The organism is Bradyrhizobium sp. CCBAU 11434 (assembly GCF_028128895.1).
Lineage (GTDB): Bacteria > Pseudomonadota > Alphaproteobacteria > Rhizobiales > Xanthobacteraceae > Bradyrhizobium > Bradyrhizobium zhengyangense.
In genome coordinates this window covers 26,314-43,616 of sequence record NZ_LBJX01000101.1, presented here as the reverse complement: position 1 = coordinate 43,616, position 17,303 = coordinate 26,314, and the positions used below count along the sequence as shown (strand labels likewise).

14 protein-coding genes are annotated in these 17,303 nt (G+C 64.5%); 6 read left to right on the top strand and 8 right to left on the bottom strand.

Annotated elements, in window-relative coordinates:
• Positions 1-232: 232 nt before the first annotated feature.
• On the top strand, positions 233-1,807 hold the full coding sequence (locus XI06_RS34840) for a glycosyltransferase family 39 protein (protein ID WP_271607587.1): 1,575 nt from the start codon (positions 233-235) through the stop codon (positions 1,805-1,807).
• Here the strand turns inward: XI06_RS34840 and XI06_RS34835 are convergent.
• A complete protein-coding gene (locus tag XI06_RS34835; protein WP_271607365.1) occupies positions 1,716-2,744 on the bottom strand; it encodes a YcjF family protein in 1,029 nt (342 codons plus the stop codon). The genes XI06_RS34840 and XI06_RS34835 overlap by 92 nt on opposite strands.
• Complete coding sequence (locus tag XI06_RS34830) at positions 2,741-4,210, bottom strand: YcjX family protein (RefSeq protein WP_271607364.1); 1,470 nt, start codon at positions 4,208-4,210, stop codon at positions 2,741-2,743. Before XI06_RS34830 ends, XI06_RS34835 begins: the two co-directional genes overlap by 4 nt.
• Positions 4,211-4,391: 181 nt before the next feature.
• Between XI06_RS34830 and trhA the strand changes: the two genes are divergently transcribed.
• A complete protein-coding gene (gene trhA, locus XI06_RS34825) occupies positions 4,392-5,087 on the top strand; it encodes a PAQR family membrane homeostasis protein TrhA (protein WP_237866020.1) in 696 nt (231 codons plus the stop codon).
• A 66-nt stretch (positions 5,088-5,153) separates the two neighbouring features.
• Positions 5,154-5,948 carry an SDR family oxidoreductase gene (locus XI06_RS34820; protein WP_237866021.1) on the top strand — a complete coding sequence of 265 codons (795 nt, stop codon included), beginning with the start codon at positions 5,154-5,156 and terminating at the stop codon, positions 5,946-5,948.
• Positions 5,949-5,997: 49 nt separating this feature from the next.
• On the opposite strand, the gene mdlC is transcribed toward XI06_RS34820, so the two are convergent.
• Genes mdlC through XI06_RS34800 form a run of 4 tightly spaced genes read right to left on the bottom strand, consistent with a single transcriptional unit; the run spans position 5,998 to position 10,808 of the window.
• Positions 5,998-7,620, bottom strand: coding sequence for a benzoylformate decarboxylase (gene mdlC, locus XI06_RS34815; protein ID WP_237866022.1), 1,623 nt, complete (start codon positions 7,618-7,620; stop codon positions 5,998-6,000).
• 44 nt (positions 7,621-7,664) lie between these two features.
• Positions 7,665-8,516 (bottom strand): FAS1-like dehydratase domain-containing protein, encoded by an 852-nt coding sequence (locus XI06_RS34810; protein ID WP_271607363.1) that lies wholly within the window; start codon positions 8,514-8,516, stop codon positions 7,665-7,667.
• A 15-nt stretch (positions 8,517-8,531) separates the two neighbouring features.
• Positions 8,532-9,629 (bottom strand): CaiB/BaiF CoA transferase family protein, encoded by a 1,098-nt coding sequence (locus tag XI06_RS34805; RefSeq protein ID WP_237866024.1) that lies wholly within the window; start codon positions 9,627-9,629, stop codon positions 8,532-8,534.
• 9 nt (positions 9,630-9,638) lie between these two features.
• Positions 9,639-10,808, bottom strand: coding sequence for an acyl-CoA dehydrogenase family protein (locus tag XI06_RS34800; RefSeq protein ID WP_271607362.1), 1,170 nt, complete (start codon positions 10,806-10,808; stop codon positions 9,639-9,641).
• Between the two features lie 125 nt (positions 10,809-10,933).
• Between XI06_RS34800 and XI06_RS34795 the strand changes: the two genes are divergently transcribed.
• Positions 10,934-11,854 (top strand): LysR family transcriptional regulator, encoded by a 921-nt coding sequence (locus XI06_RS34795; RefSeq protein ID WP_271607361.1) that lies wholly within the window; start codon positions 10,934-10,936, stop codon positions 11,852-11,854.
• 254 nt (positions 11,855-12,108) lie between these two features.
• On the opposite strand, the gene XI06_RS34790 is transcribed toward XI06_RS34795, so the two are convergent.
• Positions 12,109-13,383 (bottom strand): cytochrome P450, encoded by a 1,275-nt coding sequence (locus XI06_RS34790; RefSeq protein WP_237866027.1) that lies wholly within the window; start codon positions 13,381-13,383, stop codon positions 12,109-12,111.
• Positions 13,384-13,467: 84 nt separating this feature from the next.
• Positions 13,468-14,733 carry a cytochrome P450 gene (locus XI06_RS34785; RefSeq protein WP_237866028.1) on the bottom strand — a complete coding sequence of 422 codons (1,266 nt, stop codon included), beginning with the start codon at positions 14,731-14,733 and terminating at the stop codon, positions 13,468-13,470.
• Positions 14,734-15,015: 282 nt separating this feature from the next.
• Between XI06_RS34785 and XI06_RS34780 the strand changes: the two genes are divergently transcribed.
• A complete protein-coding gene (locus XI06_RS34780) occupies positions 15,016-16,164 on the top strand; it encodes a YjgN family protein (RefSeq protein ID WP_249798472.1) in 1,149 nt (382 codons plus the stop codon).
• Between the two features lie 3 nt (positions 16,165-16,167).
• Positions 16,168-17,301, top strand: coding sequence for a M48 family metallopeptidase (locus XI06_RS34775; protein ID WP_442869485.1), 1,134 nt, complete (start codon positions 16,168-16,170; stop codon positions 17,299-17,301).
• Positions 17,302-17,303 lie beyond the last annotated feature (2 nt).

The window sequence follows — 17,303 nt, the reverse complement described above, 5'->3', positions numbered from 1 at the left end:
AAAGTCCCGTAGGATGCGCAAAGGCGCTCTTGCGCCGTGCCCACGTCTTTCCATCAAATAGGCAAGACGTGGGCACGCTTCGCTTTGCCCACCCTACGAGACCGTCCGCACATTGACTCCCCCTCCCAAGTCAGGGAAAAGCGCGGCCGTGACGCTGGCTCTCGACATCACCGCAAAGCCCAATGGCGCATCGCGCCGGCCGCTCGTCGCGGCCACGCTGGTGATCGCCGCGATGACCGTGCTCCGCCTTGTCTATGCCTCTGTTATCGAGCTGCGCACCGACGAGGCCTATTATTGGACCTGGTCGAAGGAGGGGGCGCTCAGCTTCCTCGATCATCCGCCCGGCATCGCCTGGCTCATCCGCTTCGGCACCCTCATTTTCGGTGACAGCGCACTGGGCGTCCGCTTCGGTGGCATCGTCGCGATGCTGGTGACGCAGTGTCTGCTCGCCGACATCGTTCGCCGCCTCACCCACGACGCGCGCGCCATCGCGATTGCAGTGCTGATGCCGGAAGCCGCGCTCTATTATGGTCTGTTGATGGCCAAGGTCGCCCCCGACGTCGCCATGATTCCGTTCGCGGTGGCGATGATGTGGTCGCTGGTGCTGATAGCACAAAGTGGCGACGGCCGCTGGTGGCTCGCGGCCGGCTTGTTCGCCGGCCTGTCGCTGCTGTCGAAATTCACCGTCATCATGTTCGCGCCTGCGGTCGCCGCCTTTCTTCTGGTGCCGGACTGGCGCTGGCGCTGGCTGCGCAGCCCGTATCCTTACCTTGCGCTGCTGATCGCAATCGCCGTGTTCTCGCCGGTCCTGATCTGGAACGCGCAGCACGACTGGGCCTCGTTCCGTTTCCAGGGCGTGCGCGCCACCGCCAATTACGGGATCTCGCTGCGCACCCTCGGCGACTACATCGGCTTGCAATTCGGCCTCGTCGGTTTCGTGATGCTGCCGGTGGTGTTGTCCGGTCTGGTGATGACGGCGTGGCGTGGCTATCGCTCCCGCGAGTCGGTTGCGATCCTGCTGTCGACGGCAGTGCTGGTGCCGTTCGTCTATTTCTTCTTCAAGTCGCTGACACTCAGGGTCGGCGATACTTGGCCCATGTTCATGTGGCCTGTTGGCTTCGCGGCTGCTGCAGTGAATCTTGTGCTGATACGGAGAGAAGGCTGGTCGGCGCGGGCGCTCCGCTCGGGCCTCTTCTGGGTCAACACGGCGCTGGTGTCGGGGATCGCCTTCGTCGTGATCGTGTTCCTCTATTATGTCGCCGCGCCCTGGAATTTCCTCGGCAGGATGGATCCGATCGGCGCCGAGGCCGGCTTTGAGCAGGTCGCCGCGCGCGCGCAGGCCGCGCTGGATGAGACCGGCGCGACCTGGATCGCGACCACGGATTACCGCACCTACGCGATGATGCGCTGGCTGTTCCGCGGCCGGGTGCCCGTGGTCGAAATCAACGAACGTGGCCGCTTCCAGGATTTTCGCGATCCCGGCATGGACAGGATCAAGGGCCATGCGGGACTCTATATTGGTCGTCAGCCCGATGATCGTTCACCGCTGTGGCAGACGATCCCCGCCAAGCGTGAGCAACTTGGCCAGGTTGAGCGCCGCTGGCGTGGCGTCCTGATCGACACTTACACGCTCGACAAGCTCACCGGATGGACCCCGGAGCTCACCCCACCAAAGGACTCGCCGCTGTTCCAGTGGCGGGTGCTGGCTCTAAGAGCTACTCCTCCTCCTCTTTCCGCCGCAGCAGATCCGTCGCGAGATCCGACAGTTTCGGCGGCGGCAGCGCGGCGAACGGCAGCGGCCTCGTGACGTCGATCGCCGCCAAGCCAAGCCGCGCCGTCAGCAGGCCGTTGAGCATGCCTTCACCGAGCCGCTGCGACAGCTTTGCCGCAATCCCGTGCCCGAGCACCTGCTGCATCAGGCTGTCGCTGGCGGCGAGGCCGCCGGTGATGGCGAGATGGGCGATGACGTGGCGGAGCAAACGGATCATGCCGAGCGTGCCGGGCCGGCCGCCATAGAGGCGGGCAAGCTGGCGGATCAGGCGCAACGAGGCCACGAACACGAACAGCACGTCGAACAACGCGCGCGGCGACACCGCCGTGACGATCGACACCCGCTGCGCCGCCGACGACACCAGCCGCCGCGCCTCCGCATCCAGCGGCGACATCAATTCGCGCTCGGCGAGCCGGATCATGTCTGCGCCGTCGATGATCTCGCCTGTGTGGCTTTCGAGTGCGGCACGGGCGCGTGCGAGCTGCGGGTTCTGGTGCGCGATCGCGATCAGGTCCTGCACGATGGCGCTGCTCTCCCTGCGATCGTCGCTGGCCAGCACCTCGGCGGCGCGCCGATGCAGTTTTTCGATCGTAGCAAGCCGGGCGAGGCCGAATGCCTCGCGTCCGATCACCACAGCGAGCGCCAGCGTGGTGACGAAGGCCAGCGCAAGCCCGACGAAGCCGAGGCTTTCGCTGCGTGCAAACAGATCCTCGATCAGACGGACCACGCCAAGCCCGGTGCCGAGCAGCGTGAGGCCGGCGACGCCGGACCAGAACAGCACGCCCCAGCGAAAGCCACGCCGCGCCGGAAGCGCGGTCTCGATCGGCACCGGCAAGGTCGACGGATCGTGCTCCGGCGTAATCTGGATGGTGGTGCGGCCGAGCCGGCTGGTTTCGTCGGCTTCGGTGACGACGACATCGGGATCGTCGAGCCGGAACGTCGCCGGCCGCCGTGGCTTCGATCGGTCGTTCATACGAGCTTGTCTCCGATCAGGAACTGCAAGGCACGGTCGAGGCGGATGTGAGGCAGCGTCGGCTCTTCCGTCCCCTCGCGTTCGAGCTTGGGCGGGCGGAAGCGCAGGAAGCGGAAATCGCTCTTCTCGGCGGCTTCGGTGGAGAGGCCGCGGAACGCATCGGTGCCGTTGAACATTGGTTCGGGATCCAGCGGTAGGTCGCCCGGAAAGGTCGCGACCTCGGTGTTGCCGTCGAAGAACTCGCCATTCGCGCTCTCGCCCGCGGCAGGCGTGCCCAGGATCGAGGGCAATTTGTCGCGGCCATGCGCAACCTGCGCCTCGCGCGTGGCGCGGACGGCGGAGAGTGCCACGACATCGATCGCAGCGCCGGTGTCTTCGGCGCGTGCCGCAGCGCGAGTGACCGCGCGGCGCAGCACGGCCTCGAGGCGGTCGTGGCTGGAATGATGCAGATGGTCCGCCTTCGTTGCCGCGAACAGGATGCGATCGATGCGCGGCCTGAACATGCTGGAGAGGAAGGTGCTGCGGCCGATGTTGAAGCAATCGAGAATGCCAGATAGCGCCGCTTCGAGATCGTGCAGCGCCTCCGGTCCTGCATTGAATGCGGCGAGCGCATCGGCCAGCACGATCTGGCGGTCGAGCCGGGCGAAATGATCGCGAAAGAACGGCCGCACCACGATGTCCTTGTAGGCTTCAAAGCGGCGCACCATCATCGCCCACAGCGATCCCTCCGGTGCTTGTCCGCCTGAGGGCACGTCGAGCGGGGCGAAGGTCAGCGCCGGCGTATCGGCGAGGCTGCCGGGCATCAAAAAGCGGCCGGGCGGCAGCAGGCTCATGGCAAAGCGCTCGTCGCGGCAGGCACGCAGATATTGGGTGAAGAGCTTTGCAGCGGTGAGCGTCGCCTGCTCGTCCTCGCGCGCCTCGGGTTTCAGCGTCGCCAGATGTGCGTGCCAATCGGCGGCAAGATGCGCGCGCGGCGTCTCGCGCGACAGCGCCAGGCTCTCGGCGGACCATTGCTCGTAGCTTTTCTGAAGCAGCGGCAGATCGAGCAGCCATTCGCCTGGATAATCGACGATGTCGAGCGTCAGCGTGCGGTCGGCGCCGTTCTGGCGCTGGTAGTCGATCACGAGACGGAGCTCGCTGATGTCGACGGTCGAGCTCGGCCAGCGCCGCTCCTCGATCAGCGCGCGCAGATGGCTCTCGTAGGAAAAGCGCGGCACGGCATCATCAGGCTGCGGCGCCAGATGCGCCCGCGCGATCCGGCCCGATGAATAGGCCTCGAATACCGGAAACCGGCCGCCGCGCGTCAGCCCGTGGATCAGCGCGGTGATGAATACGGTCTTACCGGCGCGCGACAGGCCGGTGACGCCAAGCCGCACCGTCGGGTTGAAGAAGTGCTCGCCATAGTCGATCAGCGCCCGGGCCGACAGGCGCGCCTCTTCGACCATATCCTGGAAACTGAATGCCATATGAACGTGATTAATCTCGGGCGGGCGGAACAGTGAAGCCGTTCACAAAAGTGGCAATTGCGTGAGGAAAATCAAGCTTCATACTTCCACCGCCTTTGTCGGCAAATCAGCCGATTGAACGACGCGCCGATCCCGAAAGACCCATACAAAAACGGCATTATCTCAGCCTTTGCGGATTGCCATGACCGTCTTCCAATTGAAACAACTTGCATCCACCTCCGTCCACGCCGCAGCCGACGCGATCCGCTGGAATTACGATCGCGCCGAGCTGATCGCCGACGGCATCATCCATGGGATCGGCGTGCTTGCCGGCATCATCGCTGCGACCGTGCTGATGGTGCTGGCAGCGGTCTATGCCGATGGCACCGACATTGTCGGCGTCTCGATCTATGTCGCGGGGCTGCTCTCGATGCTGGTGCTGTCCGCGACCTATAATCTCTGGCCAGTCTCGCCCGCCAAATGGCTGCTGCGCCGCTTCGACCATTCCGCGATTTATCTTTTGATCGCCGCGACCTACACGCCTTTCATTCTGGAGGTGAGGGACAGCGCGTTCGCGCTGGTGCTGCTCGCGGGCGTCTGGTGTGCCGCGATATCAGGCATCGTGCTGAAACTTTTTTATCCCGGCCGGTTTGATCGTGTCTCGGTCGGCATCTATCTCGTCATGGGCTGGAGTGGTGTGATGCTCTACGGACCCGTGGTCCAGGCGCTGCCCGCGCTCGCGCTCGGCTTCATCCTTGCGGGCGGCCTGCTCTACAGTTTTGGCGTGATCTTCCACGCCTGGCGGCGGTTGCGTTTCCAGAACGCGATCTGGCATGGCTTTGTCTTGGCCGGCGCGGCATGCCATTATACCGCGGTGCTCGACCTCGTGCTGAACTGAGCACGTCCCGCGACGCGGGATGAGACCACACAAGGCGAGATCGTACAAGAAAAGAGGAGACGTCGCATGCAGGTGACCGGCAAAGTCGTGGTCGTCACGGGCGGCGCCAATGGCATCGGCAAGGCGCTGTGCGAAGCCTTTCACAAGGCGGGGGCCGCCAAGGTTGTCGTTGCGGACATGGATGCCGCCAACGCGCGGGCCGTCGCCGCCACGGTGGACGGCGCGGCGTTCAGATGCGACGTCGCGCAGGAAAAGGAGGTCGCGCACGTCATCGAGGAGACCGAGCGGCAGTTTGGCCCTATTGGTCTCTTTTGCTCGAACGCCGGCATCGGTGGCGGCTTCGATCCGATGTCGCTGAATGCCGGCGGCGCCTCCGACGAGCCGTGGCAACGCAGCTGGGCGATCCACGTCATGGCGCATGTCTATGCGGCGCGGCATCTGATCCCCCGCATGAAGGCACGCGGCGGCGGCTATTTCCTCAACACCATCTCGGCCGCGGGCCTGCTGTCGCAGGTCGGCAGCCCAGCCTATTCTACCACCAAGCATGCCGCAGTGGGCTTTGCCGAGAACCTCGCGATCTCGCACAAGGCGCACAATATCAAGGTCTCGATCCTCTGCCCGCAGGGTGTCGACACCAACATGCTGCGCTCGATCCCGAAGGGCCCGCAATCCGGCGACGGCGACCTCACGCCCGAGCAGGTGGCGAAGGATGTGCTCGCCGGTCTCGAGCAGGAGACCTTCCTGATCCTGCCGCACCCCCAGGTGCTCGGCTACATGCGCAAGAAGACCGAGAACTACGACCGCTGGATCGGCGGCATGGCCAAGATCCAGGCCAAGATGCGGGAAGAGTTCGGGAAGTAATCTTCTGTAGCCCGGATTGCGCTTCGCTCCATCCGGGCTACGCGCTCCCCTAATGCTTCTGCCCGTACAGCACCGGCACCGCCGAATCCACGACCACCTCCACCAGGCTCGTGCCCTCAAACGCCATGCCGCGCTTCAGCGCCTCGCCGAGCTCCGCCGCCTTGCTCACGCGCACCGCATGGCAGCCCATGCCTTCGGCGAGACGGACGAAGTCGATCCCTGGCAGCTCCAGCCCCGGCACGTTGCGCACCTGCATCACCTGGCTGAACGAGCGCATCGCGCCGTAACCGGAATTATTGATGACGACGATGGTCAGCGGCAGCTTGCGCTGAGCGGCGGTCCACAGCGCCTGGATCGAGTACATCGCCGAGCCGTCGCCGATCAGGCACACGGTGCGCTGCTTCGGCTTGCCCAGTGCCATGCCGACTGCAGCGGGGAGAGAGTAGCCGAGGCCGCCGCTCGACATCGTGTAAAAACTATCCTGGCCGCGCATCGGCAGGAATTTCTGCATCGCGGGCCGATGTGAGGGCACTTCCTCGACCAGTGACGCGCCATCCGGCATCGCCTGCGACAGCGAGTGCAGCAGGAACTCGACCGGCAGCGGATCGGCGGCCTGCGGCGCCGGCGGCAGTGTGCGGCCTCTTGGCGCGGCGCGTTTGCTCTCGGGCAGCAGGTCGAGCAGCGCGCTCAGCGCTGGCTTCATCGTCGCGATGATGCTGGTGCCTGAAGGCGTCACCGCGGCTGCATCCGCATCATCCGTGATCTGGAAGATGGTGGCGCCGCCATCGAAGATCGCGGCATGGCCCTCGACATGGAAGGTGAAGACAGGCGCGCCGATCACGACGACCAGGTCGTGCTCGCGCAGCGCGTCGGACAGCTGCGCGGGCGAAGCGTGCAGGAAGCCGGCAAATTGCGGATGGCGCTCGGGGAACGAGCAGCGCGCCGAGAACGGGCTGACCCAGACGCTCGCCTTCGCCTTCTCGGCGACGCGCACCATCAAATCGACCGCGCCGGCGCGGTCGACGCCGGGGCCGACGACGAGGGCAGGGTGCTTTGCCGAACCGAGTGCGGCGACCAGCGCCTTCATCGCCTCGGGCTCAGGGCCGATCTCGCGGCTGACCTTGCGCGCATCGACCGGCGCGGTCGCGTGCGTCCAGTCGTCGATCGGGATCGACACGAAGGTCGGCCCGCAGGGCGGCTGCATCGCGGTGTAATAGGCCCGCGCGATTGCGGCGGGCACGTCTTCGGGCCGCGCCGGCTCGACGCTGTATTTCACATAGGGCCGCGGAAACTCCGAGGCGCGCTCGGCATAGAGGAACGCCTGCAGCGGCAGGATCGAGCGCGCCTGCTGGCCCGCGGTGATGACCAGCGGCGTCTGGTTGCGATGCGCGGTGTAGATGTTGCCGAGCGCGTTGCCGACGCCGGCGGCCGAATGCAGATTGACGAAGCCCGCATTGCGCGTCGCCTGCGCATAACCGTCGGCCATGCCGACGGCGGAGGCTTCCTGCAGTGCCAGAACATAGTCGATGTCGTCAGGCCAGTCGGAAAGGAACGGCAGCTCGGTCGAGCCAGGGTTGCCGAACACGCGTCTGATGCCGAAGGCGCGCAGCAGGTCGAGCGTCGCCTGCTTGACGGTGACGGACTTGCTGCCGGTCTTGCCGTTCTTGGACATTGGTTTCCGTCCCTATCAACTCTTCGGGGTGAACATCTAACAGATCACCACACCGCCGTCCCCTTCATCGTCGGCTGCCCCTCCGCATTCGCGGTCCACAGCTCCATGCCGTCGGCCGTCTCGTTGGCGTTGACGGAGAACTCCGTGCCCTCGAACAACGGCTGCACCCCGCGATAGGTGAACTTCTTCGGCGCCTTGCCGCTGCGAAGTTTCGCCGCCATCTCGATGATGAGCGCCGCCTGCAACGGGCCGTGGAAGATCAGGCCCGGATAGCCCTCCACTTTGGTGACATAGTCACGGTCGTAATGAATGCGGTGGCCGTTGAAGGTCAGCGCCGAGTAGCGAAACAGCAGCACGGGATCGGACACATGTGTCTCGCGGTGCTGCGCCTTCGGCGGCGGAGGCGGAGATTTCGCGGCTGCGGGCGCGCTGCTCGTCACCTCGCGATAGACGATGTCCTGCCGCTCGCGGATGGCGATGCCGCGCGGCGAGGAGACGCTATGTTCGACCGAGACGAAGCACAGTGTGCCGGTCGAACCCGTCTTCACCTGCACGTCGGCAATGCGCGAGGTCCGGGTCGATTCGTCGCCGACGCGCAGCGGCTGCAGGAATTCGATCTCGCCGCCGGCCCACATCCGGCGCGGCAGCGGCACCGGCGGCAGGAAGCCGCCGCGGGTCGGATGGCCGTCGGGCCCGAGCATCGACATCGGAAATACCGGCTGCGCCAGGCACCAATGCACCGTGAACGGCGCGGCATCGCCCGCCTTGGGTGCACCGACGTCCTGGAACAGCGTCGCGCGCAGGCTCATGACGAGCTGCGCAGTAACGATGTCGCTGGCCTCGGTGCTGCGGCCGATCCATTGCCTGAGGTGATCGATGTCGAGCTTCTCGGTCATGATGCCTCGCTCTTGTTACGTCTTGGGCTTTTCGCCGATGGCGGGCACGGCGCCGTAGGTGCGCGTCTCGCCGACGATGATCGGCGCCGGCGCGGGATAGCTGACGCGGCCGTTCGGCGTATCCACCTCGATGCGGCGCAGATGCGGATGGTTGGTGAGGTCGGCCATCGTGTTGACCTCGGCGAAGGCGATGTCGGCATCGGACAGCCGCTTCAAGAGCTCATCGCGCGTCATCCTGCCGAAGATATCTGCCACCGTCTGGTCGGTGAAGTCGCGGTTGCGCACGCGCTCCACCATGTTGGCGACGCGGGGGTCCTTGGGCAGATCCGGTCGGTCCAGCACCTCGGCGCAGAGCGTCTTCCATTCGCGCTCGCTCTGGATCGAGATCAGGATATCCTTGCCGTCTTTCGACGTGAACACGCCGTAGGGCGCGATCGAGGGATGACGCAGCCCCATGCGCTTCGGCGGATTGCCGGCCTCGGCGTTGAGTAGCGGCACGGTGCACCAGTCGGCCATCACGTCGAACATGGAGATGCGGATGTCGCAGCCCTTGCCGGTGCGCCCGCGTGCGATCAGCGCTTCCAAAATCGCCGCATGCGCAGTCGCGCCGGTCGCGACGTCGACGATCGACATGCCGACGCGCGAAGCGCCGTCAGGATTGCCGGTGATCGAGGCCAGCCCGCTCTCGGCCTGGATCAGCAAATCATAGGCCTTGCGGTGCGCGTAGGGGCCCTCGTCGCCATAACCGGTAATCGTGCAGGAGATCAGCCTGGGATAATCCTTCAGCAGGCGCTCGCGCGAGAAGCCGAGCTTGTCCATCGAGCCCGGCTTGAGGTTCTGCACCAGCACGTCGGCGCTCGCGATCAGCTTTTCCAGCTCGGCGCGCCCCTCCTTGGTGGCGAGGTCGACCACGGCCGATTGCTTGCCGCGATTGAGCCAGACGAAATAGCTGCTCTGGCCCTTCGCCGCCGCGTCATAGCCGCGGGCGAAATCGCCTTCCGGCCGTTCGATCTTGATGACCTCCGCCCCGGCATCCGCCAGCCGCGACGAGCAGAACGGCGCCGCCACGGCCTGCTCAACCGCAATCACCCTTATCCCGTCAAGAGCTCCCATGGTGCGACCTCAGTACGAGCGGGGCATGCCGAGCACATGCTCGGCGACAAAGGACAGCACAAGGTTGGTCGAGATCGGCGCGACCTGATAGAGCCGCGTCTCGCGGAATTTGCGCTCGACGTCGTATTCCTCGGCAAAGCCAAAACCGCCATGGGTCTGGATGCAGGCATTCGCCGCTTCCCATGACGCATCGGCTGCCAGCATCTTGGCCATGTTGGCCTCCGCGCCGCAATCGAGCCCGGCCTCGTACTTGCGCGTCGCTTCCTTCACCATCAGCTCGGCCGCACGCATCGAGGCATAGGCCTTGGCGATGGGAAACTGGATGCCCTGGTTCTGGCCTATGGGACGGCCGAACACCGCGCGCTCCTTGGCGTAATTCGTCGCCTTGGCGATGAACCACTTCGCATCGCCGATGCATTCGGCCGCGATCAAGATGCGCTCGGCGTTCATGCCGGAGAGGATGTAGCGGAAGCCCTTGCCTTCCTCGCCGATCAGATTCTCCGCCGGCACCTTCATGTCGGTAAAGAACACTTCTGTCGTGGCGTGGTTCATCATGGTGCGGATCGGGCGGATCTCGAGCCCATTGTTCTTGGCCTCGCGCATGTCGACGATGAACACGGAGAGCCCGTCGGTGCGCTTCTTGACCTGCTCCTTCGGCGTGGTGCGGGCCAGCAGCACCATCAAATCGGAATGCTCGGCGCGGCTGGTCCAGATCTTCTGGCCGTTGACGATATAGCTGTCGTTGCCTTCCTTGCGCGCGAAAGTCTTCAGCGAGGACGTATCAGTGCCGCTGGTCGGCTCGGTGACGCCGAACGCCTGCAGGCGCAACTCGCCGCTGGCGATCTTCGGCAGGTATTTGGCCTTCTGTTCGGCATTGCCGTGCCGCAGCACCGTGCCCATCGTGTACATCTGCGCATGGCAGCCGCCGCCGTTGCAGCCTGCGCGCTGGATCTCCTCCAGGATCGCCGCCGCCGCGGACAGCTTCAGACCCGCGCCGCCATATTCCTCCGGGATCAGCACCGAGAGATAGCCGGCCTCAGTCAGCGCATCGACGAAAGCCTTCGGGTAAGCCATCTCGCGATCCAGCTTGCGCCAGTATTCGCCGGGAAACTGCGCGCACAGCTTTGCGACGGCATCGCGGATATCGGCGTAATCTTCGCTGTGGTGTTGTTCGCTCATGGCGTTTCCTGTTTGGTGCGGCAGTCAAGATAACGCCGGCCGATCCTCTGGCGTTGTGAAAACATCGCCAGCCCCCTATGCTCATTTGCTATAGCGTATGGAGTAGCCTTCCAGGATTGGCAAGTATGGATTTCCGGCAGCTCAGGACCTTCAGTTGCGTGGCGGAGCTCGGCAGCCTGAGCAAGGCCTCCGACACGCTGCGTGTGGCGCAGCCTGCGCTCTCCCGGCAGATCAAGCTGCTGGAGCACGAGCTGCGCACGGAACTGTTCACCCGCAACGGTCGCGGCATGGTGCTGACGGAAGCGGGTCGGCTGCTGCTGGCGCGCACCTCCGGCATCGTCCGGCAGATCGACCAGATCCGCGATGACATCCAGTCGGCCAAGGGGCCGCCGTCCGGACAGGTCGTGCTCGGCCTGGTTCCGACCGTGAGCTGCGTGCTGTCGGCGCGCTTTGCGCGGCGCTGCGTCGAAAGATTTCCCGGCATCTCGCTGCGCATCGTCGAGAGCTACAGCGGCCATATCGTCGAATGGCTGCATCGCGGGGAGATGGACCTCGCCATCCTCTACGGCCGTTCCGCCGATCTGCATCTCAATGTGCAGAGCCTGGGGCGCGACAACATCGTCGCGGTCGGCCCGCGCGGCTGCGGCCTCGCGCGCAAGAAGAGCGTCGATATCGGCTGGCTGCTGCGGCAGCGGCTGGTGCTCCCAAGTCATTCCCACGGCCTCCGCGCGCTGATCGAGCACGCCGCCGCCCAGCGCAAGATCAAGCTCAACGTCCAGCTCGAGGCGGATTCGTTCCGCGTGCTGACGAGCCTCGTCGAGGAAGGGCTCGGCTTTGCGCTGCTGCCGCCATCGTCGGTCCACGCCGAGGTCGCCGACGGCAGGCTGGAAACGGCGATGGTGTCCAAGCCGATGACGCGCGAGCTCATTTTCGCTTCTCCGATCGACCGCCCGGCCTCGACGGCCTCGCTCGCCGTGACTGCACTGCTGCGCGAGGAAGTCGCCGCCTGCCGCAAGGAAGGCGTGTGGGATATCAAGCTGAGTTAGATGTGCTGGTGTCGTAGACCAGCCGGGCGCTGCGTTGTCTTCGCATCTGGCGCGACCTGTCATGCCGAAATTTTATAGCTGGGGGCTCCGCACTCCGCTGTCATTGCCCGCGAAAGCGGGCAATCCAGTATTCCAGAGACGGCGCGGCGAGAGCCGAGAAGCCGCGGCCTACTGGATGCCCCGCTTTCGCGGAGCATGACGGCGGAGATTGAGGATGCGGATTGCCTTAACGGCGAAGCTCCGGAGGATCGAGCTCAGCCCGGAATCCTCACCGGCAGCGTCTCGTACCCCTTGATGAAGCTGGAATAGATCCGCTTCGGCTCGCCGACCACCTCGATCCGGTCGAACCGCTTCAGCATCTCCTCCCAGACGATGCGCAGCTGCAGCTCGGCGAGCCGCATGCCGACGCAGCGGTGAATGCCGAAGCCGAAGGAGAGGTGCGTGCGCGGCCGGGCGCGGTCGATGATGAAGTCGTTCGGCCGCTCGATCATCTCCTCGTCGCGGTTGCCCGAGACGTACCACATCACGACGCGGTCGCCCTTCTTGATGTGCTTGCCGTTGATCTCGGTGTCCTGGAGCGCGGTGCGGCGCATGTGCGCCAGCGGCGTCTGCCAGCGGATCACCTCGGGCACCATGGTGTCGATCAGGCCAGGGTTGGCGCGCAGCTTGTCGTATTGTTCAGGATTCTCATTCAGCGCCAAGACCGAGCCGGTCATGGTGTTGCGCGTGGTGTCGTTGCCGCCGACGATGAGCAGGATGATGTTGCCCATCAGATTGTCGGGGTCCATGAAGCGCGTGGCGTCGTTGTGGGCCATCAGCGACAAGAGGTCGTTGCGCGGCGCGGAGTTGACGCGCTCGTTCCACAGCTTCGACATGTAGGCGTAGCATTCGTCCATCTCGCGGCGGCGCTCTTCGGCCGAGGCGACGATGCCGCTCTTGGGCAGGGCGGTCGAGACGTCGGACCAGCGCGTCAGCTTGCGGCGCTCCTCCCAGGGGAAGTCGAACAGCGTTGCCAGCATCTGCGTCGTCAGCTCGATCGAGACGCGCTCGACGAAATTGAAGGTCTCGTTGCGCGGCAGATTGTCCAGCACGGTCTGCGAGCGCTGGCGGATCAGTTTTGCGAGCTCGTCAAGATGCGTCGGCGTGAACATCGGCGACACGGTCTTGCGCTGCGACGAGTGTTTGGGCTGGTCCATCGCAATGAAGCTCGGCCAGTCGTAGCCCTCAGGCACGTCGCGGATCGAGATGCCGCCGAGCGTCGAGTCCGACGAGAAGATGCCGTGGTTGGTGTCGACATGCATGATATCGTTGTATTTCACCACCGACCAATACGGCTCGATCGGCGCATTGGTGCAGTAATGCACCGGCTCTTCCTTGCGCAGCCGCTCGAACCACGGCCACAGCGTGTCGTCCTGGAACAGCCTGGGCGCGCCGGGATGAAAATTCTTCAGCGGCGTCGCATAGGCTTCCTCGCGCGCGCGCCGCATGCGTTCGGCCTTGTCGGCCTTGACCGGGGTCTGAATGTTCATGGGCAGTCGCTCCAGTAGGTTCGTTCACGCCGTCGCAGTGGCGCGTCGTCGCAAGTGCCAATGTTATACACTATAATTCGGAGGTCACGCCGCAATCTTGACCGGCAACGTTTCCAAACCCTTCACAAAGCTCGAATACACCCGCTTCGGCTCGCCGACCACGTCGATGTGGTCGAAACGCTTCAGGATCTCCTCCCAGATAATCTTCAGCTGGAGTTCGGCAAGCCGCAGTCCGACGCAACGGTGGATGCCGAAGCCGAAGGAGAGATGCGTGCGCGGACGGGCGCGGTCGATGATGAAGTCGTAGGGCTTCTCGATGGCCTCTTCGTCGCGGTTGCCCGAGACGTACCACATCACGACCTTGTCACCTTTCTTGATCTGCTTGCCGCGGAACTCGAAATCGGAGAGCGCGGTGCGGCGCATATGCGCCAGCGGCGTCTGCCAGCGGATCACCTCGGGCACGAAGCTGTCGAGCAAATCAGGGTTTTCGCGCAGCTTGCGATATTGGTCCGGATACTGGCTCAGCGCGTAAATCGAGCCCGACATGGTGTTCCGCGTGGTGTCGTTGCCGCCGACGATCAAAAGGATGAGATTGCCGAGAAAGTTCTTGGCATCCATGTCGCGCGTCGCCGCGCCGTGGACCATCATCGAGAGCAGGTCGCTCTTCGGCGGCTGCTCGGCGCGTTCCTTCCAGAGGCGCGAGAAATAGGCGGCGCATTCGCCAAGCTCGGCCATCCGTTCCTCGTCGGTCGCGACGAGTCCATCTGGGCCGGGGATGGTGGTGGCGATGTCAGACCAGCGCGTCAGCTTGCGGCGGTCCTCCCAGGGGAAGTCGAACAGCACCGCGAGCATCTGGGTGGTCAGTTCGATCGAGACCTGGTCGACCCAGTCGAACACCTCGCCCACCGGCAGATTGTCCAGGCACTCGGCCGAGCGCTTGCGGATGTTGAGCGCGAGATTGTCCAGATGCGTCGGCGTAAACATCGGCGCCACGGTCTTGCGCTGCGCGGCATGACGCGGCGGGTCCATGGAGATGAAGCTCTCGCGGCGCAGATCGGGATCGACGTCGCGGATGGTGATGCCGCCGAGCGAAGATGCCGAAGAGAACACCGAATGATTGGTCTCGATCTCCATGATGTCGTTGTAGCGCGTCACCGACCAATACGGACCGAACATCGAGTCCTTGCAATAGTGCACGGGATCTTCGCGCCGCAGCCGGTCGAAATACGGCCAGAACGTATCGGTCCGGAACAGCTCGGGGTCACCGGGGTCGAACTGCGCCAGCGGAAGCGATGACGCGCGCTCGCGCAATGCGTCGAGATTTGCCGCGCTTTCCATGGTCCCATGCATGACCGTTCTCCCTGACATGACCGCTCGATTTTTGTGAATTCTGCGTCGCGGTATTTGAACTACAATTACAACGCGTTACGTGCTTCGGAGCAAGCGGCAGTTTTGCCGCAACAGAGGTGTCATCACGAACGTGACCTGCCGCACGCCGTTCGTCATGAAATCCTGTCAGAAATCGCTCCAAACCGAGGCAAATCGAACCCGCTCATGTTGGGGATCGACTAACCTCTGATCTATAGTTTGAGAGAAAACGATCCGCATCCCGAGGTTGTTGCCGTGAACGATATGCAATGGACCCCCATGGGCCCCTCTGAACCGGTCCCGCCGCCGTTGCCGCCCACGCGGGTCGATTTCACCGGCAATCGGACCGAGTTCCGCAAGATGGTCACCAAGGGTGCCATGCTGGAGCTCGTCACCTTCGGCTTCTATCGGTTCTGGCTCGTCACTGACATCCGCCGCCATCTGTGGTCGAACACGTCCATCGACGGCGACGCCGCCGAATACACCGGCCGCGGCAAAGAACTCTTGATCGGCTTCCTGTTCGCGCTCGCGATACTGGTGCCGATCTATCTCGCCTATTTCCTCGTCGGCATCGAATTCGAGCGCTGGCAGGGCTTTGCCTCGACGCCGCTGTTCATCTCCTTTTATGCCTTCGGCCAGTTCGCGATCTTTCGCGCCCGTCGGTATCGTTTGACGCGCACGGTCTGGCGCGGCGTACGCTTCTGGATGGACGGCTCCGGCTGGGCCTATTCCTTCCGCGCGATGCTGTGGGGTCTCCTGGTGTTCCTGACGCTCGGCCTGGCGCTGCCATGGCGCGAGGCCTCGCTCGAGCGCTACAAGATGCAGCACACGCATTTCGGCGATCTGCAGGGCGACTTCGAAGGCAACGGATGGGAGTTCTTCAAGCGCGGCTGGTGGCTGTGGTTGCTCAGCCCGATCGCGGTATTGATCTTCCCGCTTGCGCCGTTCCTCTATGCCGAGTTCAAGGCGCGCGAATGGCGCTGGTGGCTGAACGGCATCCGCGTCGGCGGCGTCGGCCTGTCCTCGGACCTGCCGCATAATGCTTTTTACGGCCTCTACTGGAAGATGGTCGGCTGGTGGCTGCTGCTCTCGACCCTGTTCGGCTTCTATCTTGGCGGTGCCACCATGCTCGCCGTCAAGCTGAGCGGTGTGCCGGCCGAGCAGCTGTTCGGGCCGGGCCATGCGGCCAAGAGCATTCCGATGCTGGTGATGATGGTGATCGGTTACTTCGCGCTGGCCCTCGCCATGAACATCATCATGCGCGTCTATCTCCAGCGCGATCTCTGGGCCATGGTGCTGGAGACCGTCGCGGTGCATGATATCGGAGCTGCAGCCGACGTCCGCGCCAGCGGCGAGCTCGCCAGCGCGCTCGGCGAAGGGTTTGCCGATGGTCTCGATGTCGCAGGATTTTGAACCGTGAGTGATGTGACTGCCGAGCCCGGCGCCGAACCGAAGCCCGGACAGACGGCGATCTTCTTCGACGGCCTGTCGAGCCGCCGTCGGCAAGTCACGCTGACTCTGGGAAATGCGCTTGAGATCGCTGAGCTCAGCGACGTCCAGGCGAGCTCGGCCGTTACGCATTGGGCGTATGACGACATCCGTCGCGCCGACAGTCCGGCCGGCATCCTGCGCCTGACCTCGACGTCTGCGCCGGCGCTGGCGCGGCTCGAGATTCGCGATGCCGCTTTCGGCGCTGGTCTGATCGCACGCTGTCCTCGCATCGACGAGCACCAGACCACCGGTCGCGGTGTCGCAAAGATCGTGGGCTGGTCGGTCGCGGCCGCCATCTCCATCGTCTGCGTCGTGCTGTTCGGCGTGCCGCTGGCCGCGGATCGCCTCGCGCCGCTGGTGCCGAAGCCGATCGAGCGGCGCATCGGCGATGCGTCCGAGGTGCAGGTGAAAACGATCTTCCGCGGTCAGGCTTGCGATGACACGGCCGGTCAGGCGGCGTTCCGCAAGCTCGTCAACAGCCTGCGCGACGCCGCCGGCCTCGACGACGATTCCATGACGGCAGGCGTGCTGCGAACCTCAGTGCCGAATGCGTTCGCGCTGCCGGGCGGCAAGGTCTATGTGCTCAGTGCCTTGCTCGACAAGGCCGAAAATCCCGACGAGCTTGCCGGCATCCTTGCCCACGAGCTTGGGCATCTGAAGCATCACGACAACATGCGCGGCCTGATCTACAACGGCGGCACCTCGTTCCTGATCGGTCTGTTGTTCGGCGACGTCACCGGCTCCTCCGCCGTGATCTTCGCCTCGCGCAGCGTGGTCGAAGCCTCCTATTCGCGCGAGGCCGAGACGGGCGCCGATACGTTCGCGATCGAGATCATGCACAAGCTCGGCCGCTCGCCGAAGCCCGCGGCCGAGTTGATGTTCCGCATCACCGGCAAGGAGGGCGGCTCGGGCTTGTCGACAATCCTGGCGAGCCATCCGCTCACCGAGGACCGCCTCGCGCGCATGACCAGGGAGGACCGCCCCGCCAGCGGCCCGCCGCTGCTGACGGACAAGGAATGGCAGGCGCTGAAGGGCATCTGCGGCAGCGGGAGGATCTAGTT